This is a genomic window from Pseudomonas sp. (assembly GCF_026224925.1).
Lineage (GTDB): Bacteria > Pseudomonadota > Gammaproteobacteria > Pseudomonadales > Pseudomonadaceae > Aquipseudomonas.
In genome coordinates this window covers 1-16,128 of record NZ_JAMFRV010000263.1, presented here as the reverse complement: position 1 = coordinate 16,128, position 16,128 = coordinate 1, and the positions used below count along the sequence as shown (strand labels likewise).

Here is a 16,128-nt window from a genome sequence, read left to right as displayed (position 1 = left end):
GGTCTACTCAAGCTTCCTGCGCCATGCCGAAGTCGCTGCTGCCAAGTACGGCCTGAAGACCCTCGACATCCTCGTCGAACTGGGCAAACGCCGGATGGTCGGCGGTCAGGAAGACATGATCGTTGACGTTGCCCTAGACCTGTTGGCTGCCCGTAAGGAGCTTCGCGTATGAAGCGCACTCTGAGTCGCGAACAGGTGCTGGCGCTGGCCGAGCACATCGAAAACGCCGAACTGAATGCCCGTGATGTTCCCAAGGCGGCCAACGATTACCCAGAAATGACCCTCGCCGATGCTTACGACGTGCAGTGGGAAATCCGCCGGCGCACTGAGGCCCGGGGCAGCAAGATCGTCGGCCTGAAGATGGGCCTGACTTCTTGGACGAAGATGGCGCAGATGGGGCTGAAAACACCTGTCTACGGCTTCCTTACCGACCACTTCAGCGTCGCCGACGGCGGCGTGGTGGACTGTTCGAAATTGATCCACCCGAAGATCGAGGCGCAAATCGGCTTCGTCACCAAGTCGCCGATTCACGGCCCCGGCTGCCATATCGGCCAAGTGCTGGCGGCCACCGACTTCGTAATCCCGGTATTGGGAGTAAACGACTCGCGCTACGAAAACCTCAAGTTCGACCTGATCAGCGAGGTCGCCGAAAACGCGTCGTCGACACATTTCATCATTGGCGGGCAGATGGCCGGTTTCGCCGACCTCGACCTACGCACCGTCGGTGTGGTGATGGAGAAAAACGGCGAAGTGGTGGCGCTCGGTGCCGGCGCCGCGGTACTCGGTCACCCAGCCGTCAGCGTGGCGATGCTGGCTAACCTGCTGGCTGAACGCGGCGAACACATTCCTGCGGGCAGTTTCATCATGACCGGCGGTATCACCGCGGCGGTACCGGTGATGCCGGGTGACAACATCACCGTGCGCTACCAGGGCCTCGGCTCAGTCAGCGCGCGTTTTATCAGTTTCAAAGAACAGACCGGCCATGTCGCTGTTTCAGGTAACGACTATTTAGCGGCCGTTCTACCGACCTGAATGAAAGACGGACTCACAATCTCACGGCAACGGACGTTGAGATGTTTGTGGTGAAGCCCGGAGCGTCGGGTACTGATACAGGAGCTGTCCAAGACCCACTCGGTCACGGCAGGGCTTTCAATGGCACAACGCGATAAGGATAAAAAATGAGCGTAGAGAATCCGGAAATTGGCCTGCGTATCAACGCCGGCGGCATTGACACTAACTACCATGATGCCGGCCAGGGCAGTGCAACGCCGTTGCTGTTGCTGCACGGCTCCGGCCCCGGCGTTACCGCCTGGGCTAACTGGCGCTTAAATATTCCGTTGCTGGCTGAGGGCCGCCGCGTTGTGGCGCCGGACATGGTTGGCTTCGGTTATACCGAGCGCCACGAGGGCATCCAGTACAACCTGGACACCTGGGTCAAGCACGCCATCGACTTTCTCGACGCCCTCGAAATCGAGCAGGTCGATGTGGTCGGCAATTCCTACGGAGGAGCCCTCGCGCTGGCCATGGCGATTCGTTATCCGCAGCGCGTACGGCGCCTAGTGCTGATGGGCGCCGCCGGCGTCGACTTCGAGTTGACCCAAGGGTTGGACGATGTTTGGGGCTATGTGCCGTCGGTCGAAGGCATGCGCCACCTGATGGATAACTTCGCCTACAACAAGGCGCTGATCAGCGACGAGTTGGCTGAGTTGCGCTATCGCGCCAGCATCCGCCCCGGCTACCAGGAGGCGTTCGCACAGATGTTCCCAGCCCCGCGTCAGCGCTGGGTAGATGCACTGGCGAGCCCAGAAGCCGACATCCGCGCGTTGGATAAGGCGACCCTGATCATCCATGGCCGCGAAGACAGAATTGTGCCGCCGGTGACTTCGAAGAAGCTGTTTGAGCTGATCGATCAGGCGCAACTACACATGTTCGGTCGCTGTGGGCACTGGACGCAGATAGAACACGCTGCGCGCTTCAATAAGCTGGTGACGGATTTCCTAAACGAATAGCGCCACGCGGTACCGCCGCTGGAAAACCACGCCGCAGCGACGGCGGCTAAGACCTGTAGTGATGAGGCCATAACAATGACAACGTTGATTGCATCCAGCCGTGACTATGGTGCGTTGGTCAAAGAAGACCGCGTTCATAGTTCCATCTTCACCGATGAACAGATTTTTCAGGACGAGATGGAACGTATATTCCACCGTACCTGGCTGTTCGCTCTGCATGAGAGTGAAATACCCAAATTCGGCGATTTTAAGCGTATCCAGCTGGGCCGTTTTCCGGTCATTGCCACGCGTGACGAGACTGGCAAGGTTCAGTTGCTTATCAATCGCTGCCGCCATCGTGGCGCTCAGGTCTGCGAGGCTCCGCGCGGCAATGCCAAGCGCTTCCAGTGCTGGTACCACGGTTGGACCTATGACACCAAGGGCGACCTTGTCGGGGTCACCGGTGCCGAAGCCTACGACGAAAACTTTTCAAGCACAGAGCACGCACTGCCCAAGGTGCCGCGTGTCGGTAGCTACCGCGGTTTTGTCTTTGCCAGCCTGGCTGAAGAGGGCGTGACTCTCGACGAGTATTTGGGATCGACCAAGAAGTTCTTCGACATCATGATCGACTCTTCTCCGATCGGAGAAATCGAGGTAAAGCCGGGCGTGCTCAACAAGACCATGTACCGCGGCAACTGGAAACAGGTCGGCATGGACGGCTACCACCCGCACTACGTGCACATGGCAGTTTTCAAGATCTTTAGCAAGCGCGAAAGCACCATCGGTTCAGCCGTGGGGGCGTTGCATATAGAAGACCCGTTTGCCGATGTCTCGCAGAGCCGCACCCGGGGTTTTGCCAATGGCCACGCCTGCCTGGACTTTCGCGAGCAGCGTCGTTCCCATGCGGCAATGGCTATCGATGATCTGCAGCGCAGTGAAGACGGCCGTCAGTACGTGGCAGACATGATTGCCAGTTACGGCCAGGAGCACGCTGAGGAATTGCTGGCGTGGCACGGTGACCCGCATCTTGGATTATTTCCCAACCTGCAATTGATTCATGACCATGTGCGCGTGGTGATTCCAATCGGCCCAGGAGAAACCCAAGTCTTGATGTACCCGGTTTTTCTCAAGGGGGTGGGACAGAGCATCAACGAGAAGCGTTTGCGCGCCCACGAGGCCTTTTATGGCCCGGCCGCCGCAGGTTCGCCGGACGACGCCGAAATTTTCGAACGTACTCAGCGCGGTTTACTCGCCGATGCCGAGCCCTGGGTGCTACTGGCACGCGGCCTGAATCGCGAGCAAGTCGATGAGGACGGAAGCATCACGTCCTGTATCAGCGACGAGATCACCCAACGGGTGCAAATGCAGGAATGGAAGCGGCTGATGACCGCCCATTAAGGCGGCCGGTTGTATCCGAATCGGAGAGAATTTCATGTCGAAGCAAATTGTAAACGCGGCCCCTGAAGCCTTGGCAGGCGGCATCCTTGACGTCGAGACGCAACTGCGGCTCGAGAGGTTTCTGGCTTACGAAGCAGCCTTGATGGACGAGCACGAGTACGACCGCTGGATGGCCCTGTGGGCCGATGGAGACATCCTCTATTGGTTGCCGTGCAACGATAACGATCAGGACCCTAGCACCGGAATCGCGATCATTTACGACAATCGAGCGAGCCTGAGCGAACGCATGATGCGCCTGAAGGACAAGACCGCCCATGCCTATCGGCCGCAGGCCAAACTGGTCCGTACCATCTCCGCGGTGATACCGCTCAAGAGCGAGGGCGATGAGTTGGAAGTCGCCTGCAGTTTCGTGCTCGGTGAGATTCGCGTCGGTGTGCAGAACATCTGGTTTGGCAAGTGTGTGTATCGGCTGCAGAGCACCCCCGAGGGATTTCGCATCCGTAGAAAGAAAGTGATGTTGCTGAACAACGACGAGGCAATGCCGAACCTCACCTTCCTGGTGTGATAGGCGATTTGTCTGCGCTGGGATGGACGTGTCGGCGTACATCGCAAGTCCCATCGCCGACGAGCACCCAATAGTGATTTCCGTAACCGTAGTGAAAATAAGCTTGGTCGCTTTCCTGCTGCCCTTCATCTACAGCTCTGGTCTGCTACTTATCGGCGGCGGTTATCTTTTGCCCAGACGCTTCTTGCCGCAGTTACACCAACGCATGGCGGGCTGGCCAAGACACCGATGAATTCTACGAAAGGAGACTAAACCATGATCAATCTGCACGATATCTGCTACCTACGCCTTGGGTGCCATGACCTCGATGAAATGGTGCGCTTCGCCACCGGCATACTTGGCCTAGAACTGCGCGAAAAAACCGCGACCCACGCCTACCTGCGTGCCGATAGCAGCGCCTTCAATCTCTGCTATATCCAGGGCGATGCGTCTTATGACGTTTCGGCGTTCGAATTGCGCCACATGGAAGAGCTGAAGACGGCCGAGAGCGAGCTGGTCGCTCAAGGTCTCGAAGTAAACTGGGGCACTCTGGCCGAATGCGAAGAGCGTCGTGTCGAAGCCTTCGTTGCATTTACCGATCCCAACGATAATCGCATCGAGCTCGTCTATCGGCCGCATCAGACAGGAGTGCGGTACTTCCCCGCGCGCGATGCAGGGATTACCGAGTTCGGTCATTTTGGTCTGCACAGTCGCAACATCGAGCGCGACCTGCTTTTCTGGACCTCGGTGCTTAGCGCCCGGATTAGCGACAGGATCGGCGATGGCGCGCTGCTGCGCATCGACGAGGTTCACCACAAGATCGCATTGTTCCCTTCGGACAAAATTGGCGTGCAACACGTCAACTTCCAGGTCGCGAGCATTGATGACGTAATGCGCTCCTGGTACTTCCTGCAGGAGCGTGGTGTGGCCATTGCCTTCGGGCCAGGTCGGCACCCAACCTCTACAGCGATGTTCATCTACTTCCTCGGGCCGGACGGGCGTGTCTACGAGTATTCCTCGGGCGTGAAGCGAATCACCGATGAGGCTTCGTACACGCCGCGCCAGTTCGAGATGAAGCCATCTTCGTTTTGCATGTGGGGCGCCAAGCCTAATGTCGAGGAGTTCAGCGAATAAACGGCTCAGCCGCGTAGCGGGCTGATCACGATCAAGTTGCAAACGGATGGGATTATGAGCGAACTAGGCTGCAGACGATTTGTAGGAAAGGTTGCGCTGGTGACGGGCGCAGGGCAGGGCATCGGGTTAGCGACGGCTTGGCGTCTGGCCCGCGAAGGTGCGCAGGTGGTGCTGGCGGACAAGTCCGCCGCGCCGACCCATGAAGCCGCAGAGGCAATGCGCGCGGAGGGCCTGGAGGTGGCGGTGGCGATCGCCGATCTGGCGACCTACGCCGGGGCGCAGAGCGTGATGGCCGAGACCGAGTCGGCTTTCGGGCGCATCGACGTGTTGGTCAACAACGTCGGCGGGACCATCTGGAAAAAGCCGTTCTGGCACTACAGCGAAGATGAAATCAAGGCTGAGGTCGAGCGATCCTTTTGGCCGCCCCTGTGGTGTTGCCGTGCGGTAGTGCCATATATGCAGGCGCGAGGCGGCGCCATCGTCAACGTCGGCTCCAACGCGACCATGGGGATTTTCCGCATCCCCTATTCCGCGTCGAAAGGCGGTGTGGTCGGGCTGACCACGGCGCTGGCGGTCGAGTTGGCGGACTTTAAAATCCGTGTCAACTGCGTCGCCCCGGGCAATACCGCAGTCAAGGAACGGCCTACGCCGCGCCTGGAGCGTGAGTTGAGCGAGCAGGAGAAACAGTGGAACCAGCAGTTCTACGATTACGTCAGCAAGGAGGGTTTGTTCGATCGACCCGCATCAATTGAGGAGCAGGCCGCCGTGATCGTTTTCCTGGCCTCCGACGACGCTTCTTATATGACCGGCGAAATCTTGGATACCGGTAAGCGGGGCATGCGTATTTCGTCCGTGGTTCGCTGACAGCCATTGCTTCGATTGCAGGTACGGCGTTTTCACGTCGTGCCCGGGCTTGATCGTGTCTTGCGTGAGCCTTACTGCCTGGGCTGTGCCGTTATGTCGGCGGCCTGACCTGCAAGATCGCGCTGGCCATAAGGCAGAACGCTACCGGATAACCGAGTACCGCGGCATGTACAGGAGTGATTGAAGTATGACCGATGTGTCTGGAGCGCTGCCTATCGGCATGGCCTTGCTTTCGGATTTGATGTTTGCGCTCACCTTCGTTTTTGTGCGGGCCGGGATCTTTTCCAGTCTCGGGCCGGTTCGGCTGTATGCGGCGCTGCAGTTGAAGGCCTTGTGGTCATCGCACCGTTGGCCGCTACCACGCCACGGTTCGTCCTGCTGGAGTCGTACGTGTTCATCCGCGCGGACGAAATCTTTACGCCTCAAGTTATCGCCGGAACCCTCGCCACTGTTGCGGGGTGACTCTGATGACGACCTATGGGCTGGCATAAGTTTTGTGAAAGGAGAGCCGTTATGGATCTTGTAGTCAATATGTCCCACTTCTACGTCTGCGAGGCAGATGCGTTGGGCAGTTGTGAAATTCGTCAGGTTACTCCGCCGGGTCTCAGTTCGGTGGCAGTGTACCGGGTCGCCGATGAGTACTACGCCACTGATGACATCTGCTCCCACGGCCAAGCACTGCTTTCTGAAGGCGATGTCGATGAGGACTGCGTGGTGGAGTGTCCTTGGCACGGCGGCACCTTTGATGTGCGCACCGGTGAAGCACTGTCGTTTCCCTGTGTGCTGCCCATTAAGGTCTATCCGGTAAAGATAGAAAGCGGCAAGGTCTATCTCGACCTCGGTGCCGGCGCAATCAAGGCCTAGGCCGAGAGGGAAAAGATATGATCGACATGCACACCCATATTGTACCTGCCGACTTTCCTACCTATCCGGGCCGGCAAAAAAACCACGGTTGGCCCTGCATGCACTGCGGCGAGGGCCATCACCGCACGGTTATGATTGGCGACAAGCCGTTCCGCGAAGTGTCCTCCAACGCTTGGGACACCAACCGAAGATTGGAGGAGATGGCCGCCGAGGGCGTCGAGCGTCAGGTGCTTTCACCGATGCCGGAACTGCTCTCCTACTGGTTCAGCCTCGACGACGCCTTGGCCTTCGGCCGCTACATCAACGGAACCATCGCCGAGATGGTCGCTACCGCACCGCAACGTTTTTACGGCCTGGGCATGGTGCCGCTGCAGGACCCCGAGTGTGCGGGCCGAGAGGTGCGTAGTCTCAAGCACGAATACCGTCTAGTCGGGGTTGAGGTGGGCTCAAATATCAACGGCATCGCTATTAGCGACCGGCGTTTCGATCCGTTCTTCGCCGCCTTGCAGGAAGAGGACATGTGCCTATTCGTGCATGCCCTGCACCCGACCAAGGAACGACTCTACGGACCGCCGTTGATCGAAGCGCTGGTCGGCTTTCCCAACGAAACCGGCATATGCATCGCCGGCTTCATCGCCAACGGAGTGCTCGATCGCTTCCCGCGCCTGCGTATCGCCTTTAGTCATGGCGGCGGTTCTTTCCCGATGATCCTGCCGCGTCTGCAGCATGGCTGGGAAACCAGCAAGCCACTTCGCGAGGCGATCCCACGTTCGCCGCAGGAAGTAGCGCGGCAGTTCTGGTATGACACCCTGGTTTACAGCGAGCCAGCGCTGGCCTACCTGATGAAAATCTACGGCAAAAGCCAGTTGATGATTGGCACCGACTACCCCTTCGTCATTCGCGAAAGTCATCCCGCCCGCCGGTTGCAGGGGCTAGGACTCAGCGTGGCCGACAACGAAGCCTTGCAGGTGGGTAACTGCCTACGCTTCCTGGGCCAGTAAAGCGGTGTTCACCCCATAAATCCAAGAGAGGTCGTTATGCCTATCGTACATATCAACAACAGCGACGCATCTTTTGAACAGACCGAGGCGCATGACTCTATTTTGCGTGCCGGGCTTGCGGCTGGACTAGGTCTTTCTTACGAGTGCAACTCGGGTGGCTGCGGCAGTTGTAAATTCGAACTTATCGAGGGCGAGGTTGAGGAACTCTGGCCGGAAGCGCCAGGGCTGACCGCCCGGGATCTTAAAAAGGGTCGCAAGCTGGCCTGCCAGTGCCGTGCGAAAAGTGATCTGGTGATCAGCATGCGTACCGACGATAGCTTTCGCCCGACCATACTGCCACAGAGCTTTCAGGCCACTCTCGTGAGCCGCCGTGAACTGACTCCGGATATCACCGAGTTCCGCTTCCTCGGGCCTGTTCCAGCGCGCTTCTTGCCGGGACAGTACGCCATGCTCGGTCTCGACAACGCCCCAGGTCCACGGGCTTATTCAATGAGTAATCTCGCCAATGCCGAAGGCATATGGGACTTTTGGGTCCGCAAGAAACCTGGCGGGAGGGTAACTGAGTTATTGTTCGCCAAGCTTGAGCCGGGCGACAAGGTCACACTGCAAGGGCCTTACGGTTTGGCTTTCCTGAAAACTTCGGTGCCTCGGGATGTGCTCTGTATCGCCGGTGGCTCGGGTATCTCGCCGGTGTTGTCGATCGCCCGGGGAATGCTCAGTGACCCAGTCATGGCCGGACGCAAACTGCATTTCTTCTTCGGTGGCCGAACGCCTGCCGACATCTGCGGCCTGGCCGAATTGCAAGTGCTACCCGACTTTGACGAGCGGGTTCGCTTCCATGCTGCCATTTCCGAGCCCGCGCCGGGCGATGGCTGGGAGGGGGCAGTAGGCTTTATCCACGAAGCATTGGAACAGGCCTTGGCTGGCACGTTGGCGGATTACGAATGCTATCTGGCGGGTCCTCCGCCCATGGTACAGGCGACAACCAAAATGCTGCTGCTCGACCAGGGCGTGCCGGTCGAGCAGGTGCATTTCGACCGCTTCTTCTAGGGGTTTTCGTCAATGCTGGGCTGTAGGTAGTCGAATCTATGGTGGGCAACACGGTGCGGAGGAAACCGGTTTCGACAAGCAAGTGCATCCCGTACTCCGCGACAGCCACCACTTACGTGCATCGTCAGCAATTCGGGTACCCATTGTGGTGACTACGCGTTGCTGAGCCGTGGCGAGTTGCACATAGCTGCCGGGTGCGTCCTCTCGGAACTGGCCTTCGCAAATCAAGTGGCCAGGGGGCGCATCATCAGCGAAGCTCAAACTCCAGTTCGCGTACAACTCGACCTGTCTGCCTGGCCAGCTGTCGAAGCGTCGAACCTGTACTTTTATTCTCAGTACCGGTTTATCCGATGATGGTGTCAGCCCGGAAGTGTCCTGGGTATTGAGGCGCTGGGTCAATTCGGCAGAGAGTGCACTGCGCAGCTCGTCACTCAGCGGCGCCCCCCAGCGTTCGCCTTCAAGCACGCCGACGCTGTTTGCTCCGAGGCGTACCACCCACTGCGGCTGGTCGATCTGAACAGGTACGCCCACCGCCATGACATCGATCAGGAAGGGTGCAGGGGGAAGACGGGTCGAGGTCACGGAGGAGGGTGAAACCAGCGTGTGATAGTGGATGGGCGTTGAGGCGCACCCGCTCAACCCTGCAATCAGGGCAATAAGGCCAACACGGCCGGCAATGTTCATTGCGATGATTCCTGGGAAATCGGGAGGGTGCGAGGGGCGGCTTGATCATCGGGCCGGCCGCGCAGCAAGGATTCCGGATGGCGACTCAGCAGGTCGGTCAGCACACGAAAGGTCACCGCAGCGCGTTTCACCTCTTGCAGTGTCTGGCCCAGTGCTTGGGGTATTGGCGCGTCCCCATTCATCAACCCCTGCAGCGTTACCAATGTTTTGTGCGCCTGCTGCATTGTCTGCGTTGTTTCCGGCAGCAGTTGCTCATTGACCTGGTGCACGGTCTTGTCCAAACCAGCCAGAGTTGCATCCAGATGCCGGGCGATGGCGTCGAGCGGTAGTTTGTCGACCTTGTCGATGATGCTGGCCAGTTGTTCTTGCAGGTGGTCAAAACTGCTGGGGATTGTTGGAATGGTGAGCGGTCGCGCACGAGTATCGAACGTAACCTTTGATGCGGTTGGCACATAGTCGAGTGCTACATAGAGTTGACCTGTCAGCAGGTTGCTCGAGCGCACTTGCGCGCGCAGTCCCTGTTCGACCATACCTCGTAAAAAGGTCGCCGCCTGTTGCTCTTGGTCGCCATAGGGTTTGGGAAGTTTTTCCTGCACCGGTCCCAATCGCTGTTGATAGATCTCTATCCCCACGATTGTCGGAAAACGCTGCCTGGCGGCATCGTAGTCGAGTTCCATCGAGACGACCCGACCGACAGTCACGGAGGAGAACTCCACCGGCGCACCCACCTTCAAGCCACGCAATGACTGGTCAAAACGAAGCTGGATGTAATTGGCCGGGCCATCCGGTTGCGCCATGGCATTTTTCTGATCTTGCGCCAGTGAGAAGGGCGAGTGGGAGGTTGCCGGCTCGGCGCGACTGCCCTCCGGTGAAGAAAACGCAATGCCTCCGGCCACAATGGCAGCCATCGATTGAGTTTTGACTTGTAGTCCTTCAGCTCCGAGAGAGACATCCACGCCACTGGCATTCCAGAAGCGTGTATCCGTTGTCACGAAGCGATCGTAGGGCTCATCGATGAAGACTTGCAGGCTGACACCCTTGCCATCGCCGTCCAGTTGGTACGACACGACCCGCCCGACCTTGACGTCTCGATAGTACACAGGAGAGTCAATATCCAGCGAATTGAGCTGCGAGGTACGCACAGTAAATATCTTGCCCGGCATGCCGCTGATGACGGTTGGCGGAAATTCCAGACCGGTAAAGATGGTGGCAGGCTTCGTTGAGGCGCCGGTATCCACACCGATGTAAGCCCCTGAAAGCAACGTATCGACGCCGGATATACCACGGGCACCAATACGTGGCCGCACGACCCAAAAACGTGTGTCCTCACGTGCCAGGCTCTCGGCGTTTTCAACCAGCGAGGCGGTTACCAGCACGTGGGAACGATCATCGCTCAACGTGATAGAGGAAACACTGCCGACCGTGACATCTTTGTATTTGACCGGTGTCTTGCCCGCTTCCAGTCCCGTGGCGGTTTGAAACGTCAGGGTGATCTGCGGGCCGACCGATAGCCAGACGCGCATCAACATCGACAGCCCGACCAGTGCGGCGACCAGAGGCACCAGCCAGACTAGGGATAGCCTGCGGCGTTTTTCCATCGCCGGAGGGTGTGGCAAATCATGGGCGTTGTCAGGCATGTGATGCATGGTCTTGCTCACCATCCCAGATCAGACGTGGGTCGAAACTCATGGCCGAGAGCATGGTGAGTATCACCATCAAGCCAAAGAAAAAAATGCCCACGCGCGGTTCGATGACGCTGAGGGTCTGAAATTTGACGAGTGCCGCCACGACGGCGACCACCATTACGTCGAGCATCGACCAGTAACCGATCAACTCGATCAGTCGGTAAAGACGGGCACGCTCGCGCATCGCCCAATGACTACGCTGCTGTGCGGTGAACAACAACGTGCCGAGTACCAGAAACTTGGTGCAGGGCACCACCACGCTGGCGATGAAAATAACCAGTGCGATGCCGAAAGAGCCCGACGCCCAGAACTCGATCACTCCGCGCAGGATGGTGCTCTCGCGGCCATGAGCGAACAGGCTGGAGTACATCACCGGCAGAACATTGGCGGGGATATAGGCAATTAGGCCCGCCAGCAGAAAGGCCCAGCCTCGGGCAATACTCTCCGGGCGTCGTCGATGAAGCCTTGAGCGGCAGCGCGGGCAGTGAGCGGGTTCGCCTTGATCGGGGACGCTCTCACAGACCAGCCCACAAAGGTGGCAGGCGACGACGCCCAGATACGCGGCACGCGGTGAGTATTTCAAGCTCTCACCCCATTGCCTTGTGGCTGCGCGGCCAGATCCCACAGCCATCGCATGTCCCGGTTGGCAATCAACGCGAGCAGCGCCATCAACACGGCCATGCCCCAAATACCCACACCCGGCAGCACCTGGAGAAAGCTTGAGAGTTTGATCGCCGCGACCAAGGTGCCGAGCATGCAGACTTCAACCATGCACCAGGGGCGCAAATGGATGAGCAGCCTCATGACTTGAGAAAACCCAGGGGACCTTCGCCCGACCCGGGCGAATCCCAGCACCCAGCCCAACAGGGCGATTTGCAGCACTGGCGCGACGATGATCGAAAACGCGGCCAACGCCGCGATGGGGAATGCTGAGCTATGCGCGAGCGCGGCGATAGCGTCCCAAAGCGTCGCTTCGTTATGCCGCCCATGGACGCTGATGCGAATGACCGGGCAAGCGTTGGCGATCACGAAGGCGATCGCCGAGGCAACGGTCAACGCTAGCCATCGATCGACATCAAGCAGACTGGCGCGATACAGGGCGGCCGAGCATCGCCGGCATCGCGCCACCTCTCCTGAGGTCACGGCGAAGCGTTGATACACCGTATCGCAATGCTCACAGGCGATCAGGTACGGATACGTTTTCATGGACGCTGTTATTTGAACCGGGCGACGAGCGCATCCGCGCCTTTATCAATCCCCGTTTTTGCGGCACTCAGTGATCCACGCGTGGCGCTGATGTTCAGCGAGTTCGGGTATTGCTTGGTCACATAAGCGTTTAGCAGACGGTTATTGGACGCGTCATAAATCTCGACCGCATAACTGACCGAACCGGTAAACGAACCCTCTTTCCCGCGAATCGATTGCACGATGTTGTAAGGGCCGCCAGCCAGATCGAATCGGGTGAACGTGCCGAGAAAGGGCGTAGTGGTTTGCGCGCCGGTCAAGGTCAGCTTGACTCTCAGGGCGTTGAGCGCCGCGACCCGCGTCAGCTTGAAGCGCTCTTGCAAGCGTTCGCTGAACTGGCGTTGCATGTACTGGGTAAGGGTTTGTCGGTCTGCTTGAGTCAGGTCGCCGAATTGATTATCCGGTGCTTGATAGAGAGTGACGGGCTCTAGAATCACCGCCGAGTACTTGTTCCAGTCCGCGTTGGCCTTATAGATATAAGGCACGCGGTCGGAGTCATCATCGGTGTTTGGCGCCAAGCGTGCCGAAGAGTCAATATCCGAATACAACGACGGCGATGTCCCTGCACATCCGGCCATGGCCAGGGTGACCGTTAGCATTGCCAGTCGAGAAGTCTTGAGCATTTTGTGCATGTCGTAACCCTGCTTGAAGAAGCGTGATCAGGTGGCGGAAAGCGGTCTTGAATTTCACAATTGCCAGGCGCGGCCCAGCCTTTCCTTGTCTTTGAAGGGCATGGGCAGTACAGTGGTTTTTTGATCAAAACTGAACCAGTCAGTACGCTTTAGATTCTTGCGCGACGAGCAAATGCCTGTCAAGCAAAAATGTACATGTCGGTTCACTTATGAAGTTGGAGTGGTGATGAAGGTAAGGACGGAGGCGCGCCGCGAAGCGATCATTGAAGCCGCGGCGGTTCTGTTTCAGGAAGTGGGTTACGAACGAGCGTCAATGAATGAATTGACCAAGCGGTTGGGAGGTTCAAAAGCCACGCTGTATGGCTATTTTCCTTCCAAGGAAGCGTTGTTCGTAGAAGTCGTTAGGTCAGTCGCGACCGTACATTTATCCGAGGCCGTGGCGCAGCTGTCTGCTCCTGATAGGAATGAGGTCACGCTTGAGCAGATGCTGATGCGCTTTGGCGAGCGAATGTTGTTTGTGTTGACCAATGAGAGCAGCGCTCTTGCGGTGTACCGGATGGTCATGGCCGAGGCAGGGCGCTCGAACATAGGGATGCTGTTTTACGAGGCCGGGCCAAGCGAATGTAACGAGGTGTTGTCAACCTGGATGGCCGAAGCCATGACCCGTGGTGAACTACGCCAGGCTGACCCTCAGGCTAAAGCCGCACAGTTCCTGGCACTGTTAACCGCTGAGGTACAGGTAAGGCTTTATCGACCCAGCTCTGAGCCGCTAGACGTTGAGCAGATTCAAGAGCTGGCCGGTCGAGCTGTAGAGATGTTTCTGTTGGGTGCGCGAGAGTAAATTCGCCCCGGAGACGTAGCCGCGGCTGTTCGGTAAAACTCGACATTGCGGAATTATTAAGGTTTGGCATGGGCGATCGCCTGGCGGAGGGCGCGGCCCAGATGGCGCGGTGGGTGCGTAGGGCAAGCTTTTGCTTAAGGTAGCGCAGGCCACCCTATGACCTTTTCGATTGATCAACCCGCGTGCTGGTGACCGGAGCAGTTCCATAGCGCCCTCATGCCTTCCAGGTATGCCCCCGACTTACAAAGTCTTTTCCAACTTCGACACAAGCTCCTAGCTTGCTGGTTAAGACAGCGCAATAGAAATCTTCCTTTCGCCGAGAGTGGTCATCCATCCATACGCCACAGGTCATGCCTGGCAGGAGCTGGAAAATGAACAGGCCCATTGTTCTGCTCACCGGAGCGCTCTCTGGCATCGGCCGCACCACCGCCTTTGCCAGGAAAGGCGCGAAAGCGGTCGGTTCCGGTCGGCGCGATGACGCTGACAAAACACTCGTTGAGGCGTTGCGCTCCTTCGGTTCTGGCCCTGCGGACACCGGCATGCTGGCCCGTTTCATCGGCACGGCGGAGAGGTGGCAGAGGTTCCGCCGGGCCGCCCCGGCCTCTTGGAAGACCCTGCCAACGCGATCTCTTCATCGCATCGGACGAAGCTTCATTACATCACACGCCGTGTCCTCGTCTCGATGGTGGTCACAGTGCCGCCTGAAGATCGGAATTGCACGCAAGGCAATCGACCAACGCACGACACAAATCAAGTGAAGGAAGGGCCAAATGACTAATGTGATCAAGAAACACAGCATTTCTTTTGAGCTGGCACAGAAAATGGTGGATGCAGCGGTGGCGAAAGCGAGAGAACTTGGCGTTACCGAGAACGTAACTATTTTCGATGACGGCGGCAATCTCAAGGCCTTCGGCCGGATGGATGGGGCCCCTATCCTTTCCATCGAGATGTCGCAGAACAAGGCGTACACAGCACTGTTCGGCGTTTCCACGCAGGACTTTTTCAACTTCATTCAAGGCGATCCATCGCTTTTGGCTGGTATCCCCACGCTTCCACGCGTGGCGGCGTGGGGCGGGGGGTTTCCCATCAAGGTGAACGGAGAAGTGGTCGGGGCGATCGGGCTGAGCGGTGCGCCCACGCTGCAGAACGACATCGATTGCGCGAGAGCCGCCCTGGCACTCATAGCCGATGCGACGCCCACCAAGTAACAAGGGAGTCCATGATGATTCATACCCACCAGACCACACCGACACAGTTCGTAGAGGCTAACGGAATCCGCTTTGCCTATCGGCGCTTCGGCAAGGCCGGCGGCGTGCCGCTCGTCTTCAACCAGCACTACATCGGCACCATGGATTATTGGGACCCGATGGTGACGGATGGCTTGGCTCGTGGCCGGGAGGTGATCCTGTTCAACAATGCGGGCGTTTCCAGCAGCTCTGGCGAGGTCCCGACCACATTTGAGCAGATGGCTGCCAACGCCATCGCTTTCATCAAGGCGCTGGGCCTGAAGCAAGTTGACGTATTTGGCTTCTCGATCGGCGGCATGGTCGCGCAGGAAATCACTTTGCAGGCACCCGCTCTCGTTCGCAAGTTGATCGTCGATGGCACCGGTCCGCGCGGCGGTCAGGGAATGGAGTTGCTGACCCAGGCTGCAGGGCGGCTCTTTGGCGCCACCTACGATCCGCCCGACAATGTTTGGCTCGCGGTCAAGTTCAGTCCGTCTGCGGCGGGCCAGGCGGCGGGACGGGAGTTCCTGAAGCGCACGCATCTTCGGCAAGAGGGTCGTGATCCCGAAGTGAACGACAAGGTGTCGCCTGCCCAGGTCGAAGCGATGGGTAAATGGGGCGTCCAGCAAAAGGGGGCCTATGACTATCTCAAGACGATCAAGCAGCCAACACTCGTCATGAACGGCAGTAACGACGTGATCATGCCCACGGTGAACTCTTTCATCATGCAGCAGAACATGCCGTACGCGCAGTTGATCATCTACCCCGACTCCAATCACGGCGCGCACCACATGTACCCCGAACTCTTCGTCCGCCATGTCTCGGACTTCCTGTCCGACTAAGTCGCTTCAGCGCATTCGGATTTCTGAATCCACGCAGCAACTAGGAGATACGATCATGAGCATTCTTTCTGGAAAACAACGAAACGACGTCCGATCAATCAAGTATGGACATGTTCCACACCTGCTCTCG

The 16,128-nt window shown here is 58.2% G+C and carries 19 protein-coding genes and 1 pseudogene; 15 read left to right on the top strand and 5 right to left on the bottom strand.

The window, feature by feature from the left end; genetic code table 11:
• From M0974_RS11540 to M0974_RS11490, 11 genes and pseudogenes are all read left to right on the top strand, one after another.
• Nucleotides 1–172 (top strand): annotated as a pseudogene (locus tag M0974_RS11540) (4-hydroxy-2-oxovalerate aldolase); the annotation flags it as partial.
• A complete protein-coding gene (dmpH, locus tag M0974_RS11535; protein WP_297836343.1) occupies nt 169–1,032 on the top strand; it encodes a 2-oxo-3-hexenedioate decarboxylase in 864 nt (287 codons plus the stop codon). The pseudogene M0974_RS11540 and the gene dmpH, both read left to right, overlap by 4 nt.
• Before the next feature lie 146 nt (nt 1,033–1,178).
• The gene (locus tag M0974_RS11530; RefSeq protein WP_297836341.1) at nt 1,179–2,009 is read left to right on the top strand and encodes an alpha/beta fold hydrolase; all 831 of its coding nucleotides are present in this window, start codon (nt 1,179–1,181) and stop codon (nt 2,007–2,009) included.
• 75 nt (nt 2,010–2,084) lie between these two features.
• Nucleotides 2,085–3,386: an aromatic ring-hydroxylating dioxygenase subunit alpha gene (locus tag M0974_RS11525; protein WP_297836339.1), complete on the top strand. Its 1,302-nt coding sequence runs from the start codon at nt 2,085–2,087 to the stop codon at nt 3,384–3,386.
• Between the two features lie 34 nt (nt 3,387–3,420).
• Nucleotides 3,421–3,951: an aromatic-ring-hydroxylating dioxygenase subunit beta gene (locus M0974_RS11520; RefSeq protein WP_297836337.1), complete on the top strand. Its 531-nt coding sequence runs from the start codon at nt 3,421–3,423 to the stop codon at nt 3,949–3,951.
• A gap of 255 nt (nt 3,952–4,206) precedes the next feature.
• Entirely contained in the window at nt 4,207–5,064 is an 858-nt protein-coding gene (locus M0974_RS11515) for a VOC family protein (protein WP_297836335.1), read from the top strand.
• Nucleotides 5,065–5,118: 54 nt separating this feature from the next.
• Nucleotides 5,119–5,928 carry a 1,6-dihydroxycyclohexa-2,4-diene-1-carboxylate dehydrogenase gene (locus tag M0974_RS11510; RefSeq protein WP_297836334.1) on the top strand — a complete coding sequence of 270 codons (810 nt, stop codon included), beginning with the start codon at nt 5,119–5,121 and terminating at the stop codon, nt 5,926–5,928.
• Nucleotides 5,929–6,261: 333 nt separating this feature from the next.
• A complete protein-coding gene (locus M0974_RS11505) occupies nt 6,262–6,390 on the top strand; it encodes a hypothetical protein (protein WP_297836333.1) in 129 nt (42 codons plus the stop codon).
• 51 nt (nt 6,391–6,441) lie between these two features.
• A complete protein-coding gene (locus M0974_RS11500; RefSeq protein ID WP_297836331.1) occupies nt 6,442–6,792 on the top strand; it encodes a non-heme iron oxygenase ferredoxin subunit in 351 nt (116 codons plus the stop codon).
• Between the two features lie 26 nt (nt 6,793–6,818).
• A complete protein-coding gene (locus M0974_RS11495) occupies nt 6,819–7,793 on the top strand; it encodes an amidohydrolase family protein (protein WP_297836329.1) in 975 nt (324 codons plus the stop codon).
• Nucleotides 7,794–7,829: 36 nt separating this feature from the next.
• Nucleotides 7,830–8,843: a 2Fe-2S iron-sulfur cluster-binding protein gene (locus tag M0974_RS11490; protein ID WP_297836327.1), complete on the top strand. Its 1,014-nt coding sequence runs from the start codon at nt 7,830–7,832 to the stop codon at nt 8,841–8,843.
• A gap of 36 nt (nt 8,844–8,879) precedes the next feature.
• Here the strand turns inward: M0974_RS11490 and M0974_RS11485 are convergent, their stop codons facing one another.
• Genes M0974_RS11485 through M0974_RS11465 form a run of 5 tightly spaced genes read right to left on the bottom strand, consistent with a single transcriptional unit; the run spans nt 8,880 to nt 13,089 of the window.
• Complete coding sequence (locus M0974_RS11485; RefSeq protein ID WP_297836326.1) at nt 8,880–9,527, bottom strand: membrane integrity-associated transporter subunit PqiC; 648 nt, start codon at nt 9,525–9,527, stop codon at nt 8,880–8,882.
• Nucleotides 9,524–11,173 (bottom strand): MlaD family protein, encoded by a 1,650-nt coding sequence (locus M0974_RS11480; protein ID WP_297836324.1) that lies wholly within the window; start codon nt 11,171–11,173, stop codon nt 9,524–9,526. Before M0974_RS11480 ends, M0974_RS11485 begins: the two co-directional genes overlap by 4 nt.
• Complete coding sequence (locus M0974_RS11475) at nt 11,157–11,795, bottom strand: paraquat-inducible protein A (protein WP_297836322.1); 639 nt, start codon at nt 11,793–11,795, stop codon at nt 11,157–11,159. Before M0974_RS11475 ends, M0974_RS11480 begins: the two co-directional genes overlap by 17 nt.
• The gene (locus M0974_RS11470; RefSeq protein ID WP_297836320.1) at nt 11,792–12,418 is read right to left on the bottom strand and encodes a paraquat-inducible protein A; all 627 of its coding nucleotides are present in this window, start codon (nt 12,416–12,418) and stop codon (nt 11,792–11,794) included. The genes M0974_RS11475 and M0974_RS11470 overlap by 4 nt, the downstream gene beginning before the upstream one ends.
• An 8-nt stretch (nt 12,419–12,426) precedes the next feature.
• On the bottom strand, nt 12,427–13,089 hold the full coding sequence (locus tag M0974_RS11465; protein WP_297836318.1) for a DUF3313 domain-containing protein: 663 nt from the start codon (nt 13,087–13,089) through the stop codon (nt 12,427–12,429).
• Nucleotides 13,090–13,315: 226 nt separating this feature from the next.
• On the opposite strand from M0974_RS11465, the gene M0974_RS11460 reads away from it, so the two are divergent.
• The 4 genes from M0974_RS11460 to M0974_RS11445 all read left to right on the top strand — a co-directional run bounded on the left by M0974_RS11460 (nt 13,316) and on the right by M0974_RS11445 (nt 15,998).
• Complete coding sequence (locus M0974_RS11460) at nt 13,316–13,930, top strand: TetR/AcrR family transcriptional regulator (RefSeq protein WP_297836316.1); 615 nt, start codon at nt 13,316–13,318, stop codon at nt 13,928–13,930.
• 371 nt (nt 13,931–14,301) lie between these two features.
• Nucleotides 14,302–14,688, top strand: a complete 387-nt coding sequence (locus M0974_RS11455) for a hypothetical protein (protein WP_297836314.1) — start codon at nt 14,302–14,304, stop codon at nt 14,686–14,688.
• A 12-nt stretch (nt 14,689–14,700) separates the two neighbouring features.
• A complete protein-coding gene (locus tag M0974_RS11450) occupies nt 14,701–15,138 on the top strand; it encodes a heme-binding protein (RefSeq protein ID WP_297836312.1) in 438 nt (145 codons plus the stop codon).
• 11 nt (nt 15,139–15,149) lie between these two features.
• Nucleotides 15,150–15,998 carry an alpha/beta hydrolase gene (locus M0974_RS11445; RefSeq protein WP_297836310.1) on the top strand — a complete coding sequence of 283 codons (849 nt, stop codon included), beginning with the start codon at nt 15,150–15,152 and terminating at the stop codon, nt 15,996–15,998.
• Nucleotides 15,999–16,128 lie beyond the last annotated feature (130 nt).

Excerpts from the sequence above, each read along its gene's own strand:
- M0974_RS11470 (WP_297836320.1), bottom strand. The coding sequence starts at position 12,418 with ATGAAAACGTATCCGTACCTGATCGCCTGTGAGCATTGCGATACGGTG.
- M0974_RS11480 (WP_297836324.1), bottom strand. The coding sequence starts at position 11,173 with ATGCATCACATGCCTGACAACGCCCATGATTTGCCACACCCTCCGGCG.
- M0974_RS11495 (WP_297836329.1), top strand. The coding sequence starts at position 6,819 with ATGCACACCCATATTGTACCTGCCGACTTTCCTACCTATCCGGGCCGG.
- M0974_RS11520 (WP_297836337.1), top strand. The coding sequence starts at position 3,421 with ATGTCGAAGCAAATTGTAAACGCGGCCCCTGAAGCCTTGGCAGGCGGC.
- dmpH (WP_297836343.1), top strand. The coding sequence starts at position 169 with ATGAAGCGCACTCTGAGTCGCGAACAGGTGCTGGCGCTGGCCGAGCAC.
- M0974_RS11450 (WP_297836312.1), top strand. The coding sequence starts at position 14,701 with ATGACTAATGTGATCAAGAAACACAGCATTTCTTTTGAGCTGGCACAG.
- M0974_RS11455 (WP_297836314.1), top strand. The coding sequence starts at position 14,302 with ATGAACAGGCCCATTGTTCTGCTCACCGGAGCGCTCTCTGGCATCGGC.
- M0974_RS11465 (WP_297836318.1), bottom strand. The coding sequence starts at position 13,089 with ATGCACAAAATGCTCAAGACTTCTCGACTGGCAATGCTAACGGTCACC.
- M0974_RS11445 (WP_297836310.1), top strand. The coding sequence starts at position 15,150 with ATGATGATTCATACCCACCAGACCACACCGACACAGTTCGTAGAGGCT.
- M0974_RS11460 (WP_297836316.1), top strand. The coding sequence starts at position 13,316 with ATGAAGGTAAGGACGGAGGCGCGCCGCGAAGCGATCATTGAAGCCGCG.
- M0974_RS11515 (WP_297836335.1), top strand. The coding sequence starts at position 4,207 with ATGATCAATCTGCACGATATCTGCTACCTACGCCTTGGGTGCCATGAC.
- M0974_RS11500 (WP_297836331.1), top strand. The coding sequence starts at position 6,442 with ATGGATCTTGTAGTCAATATGTCCCACTTCTACGTCTGCGAGGCAGAT.
- M0974_RS11525 (WP_297836339.1), top strand. The coding sequence starts at position 2,085 with ATGACAACGTTGATTGCATCCAGCCGTGACTATGGTGCGTTGGTCAAA.
- M0974_RS11530 (WP_297836341.1), top strand. The coding sequence starts at position 1,179 with ATGAGCGTAGAGAATCCGGAAATTGGCCTGCGTATCAACGCCGGCGGC.
- M0974_RS11490 (WP_297836327.1), top strand. The coding sequence starts at position 7,830 with ATGCCTATCGTACATATCAACAACAGCGACGCATCTTTTGAACAGACC.
- M0974_RS11485 (WP_297836326.1), bottom strand. The coding sequence starts at position 9,527 with ATGAACATTGCCGGCCGTGTTGGCCTTATTGCCCTGATTGCAGGGTTG.
- M0974_RS11510 (WP_297836334.1), top strand. The coding sequence starts at position 5,119 with ATGAGCGAACTAGGCTGCAGACGATTTGTAGGAAAGGTTGCGCTGGTG.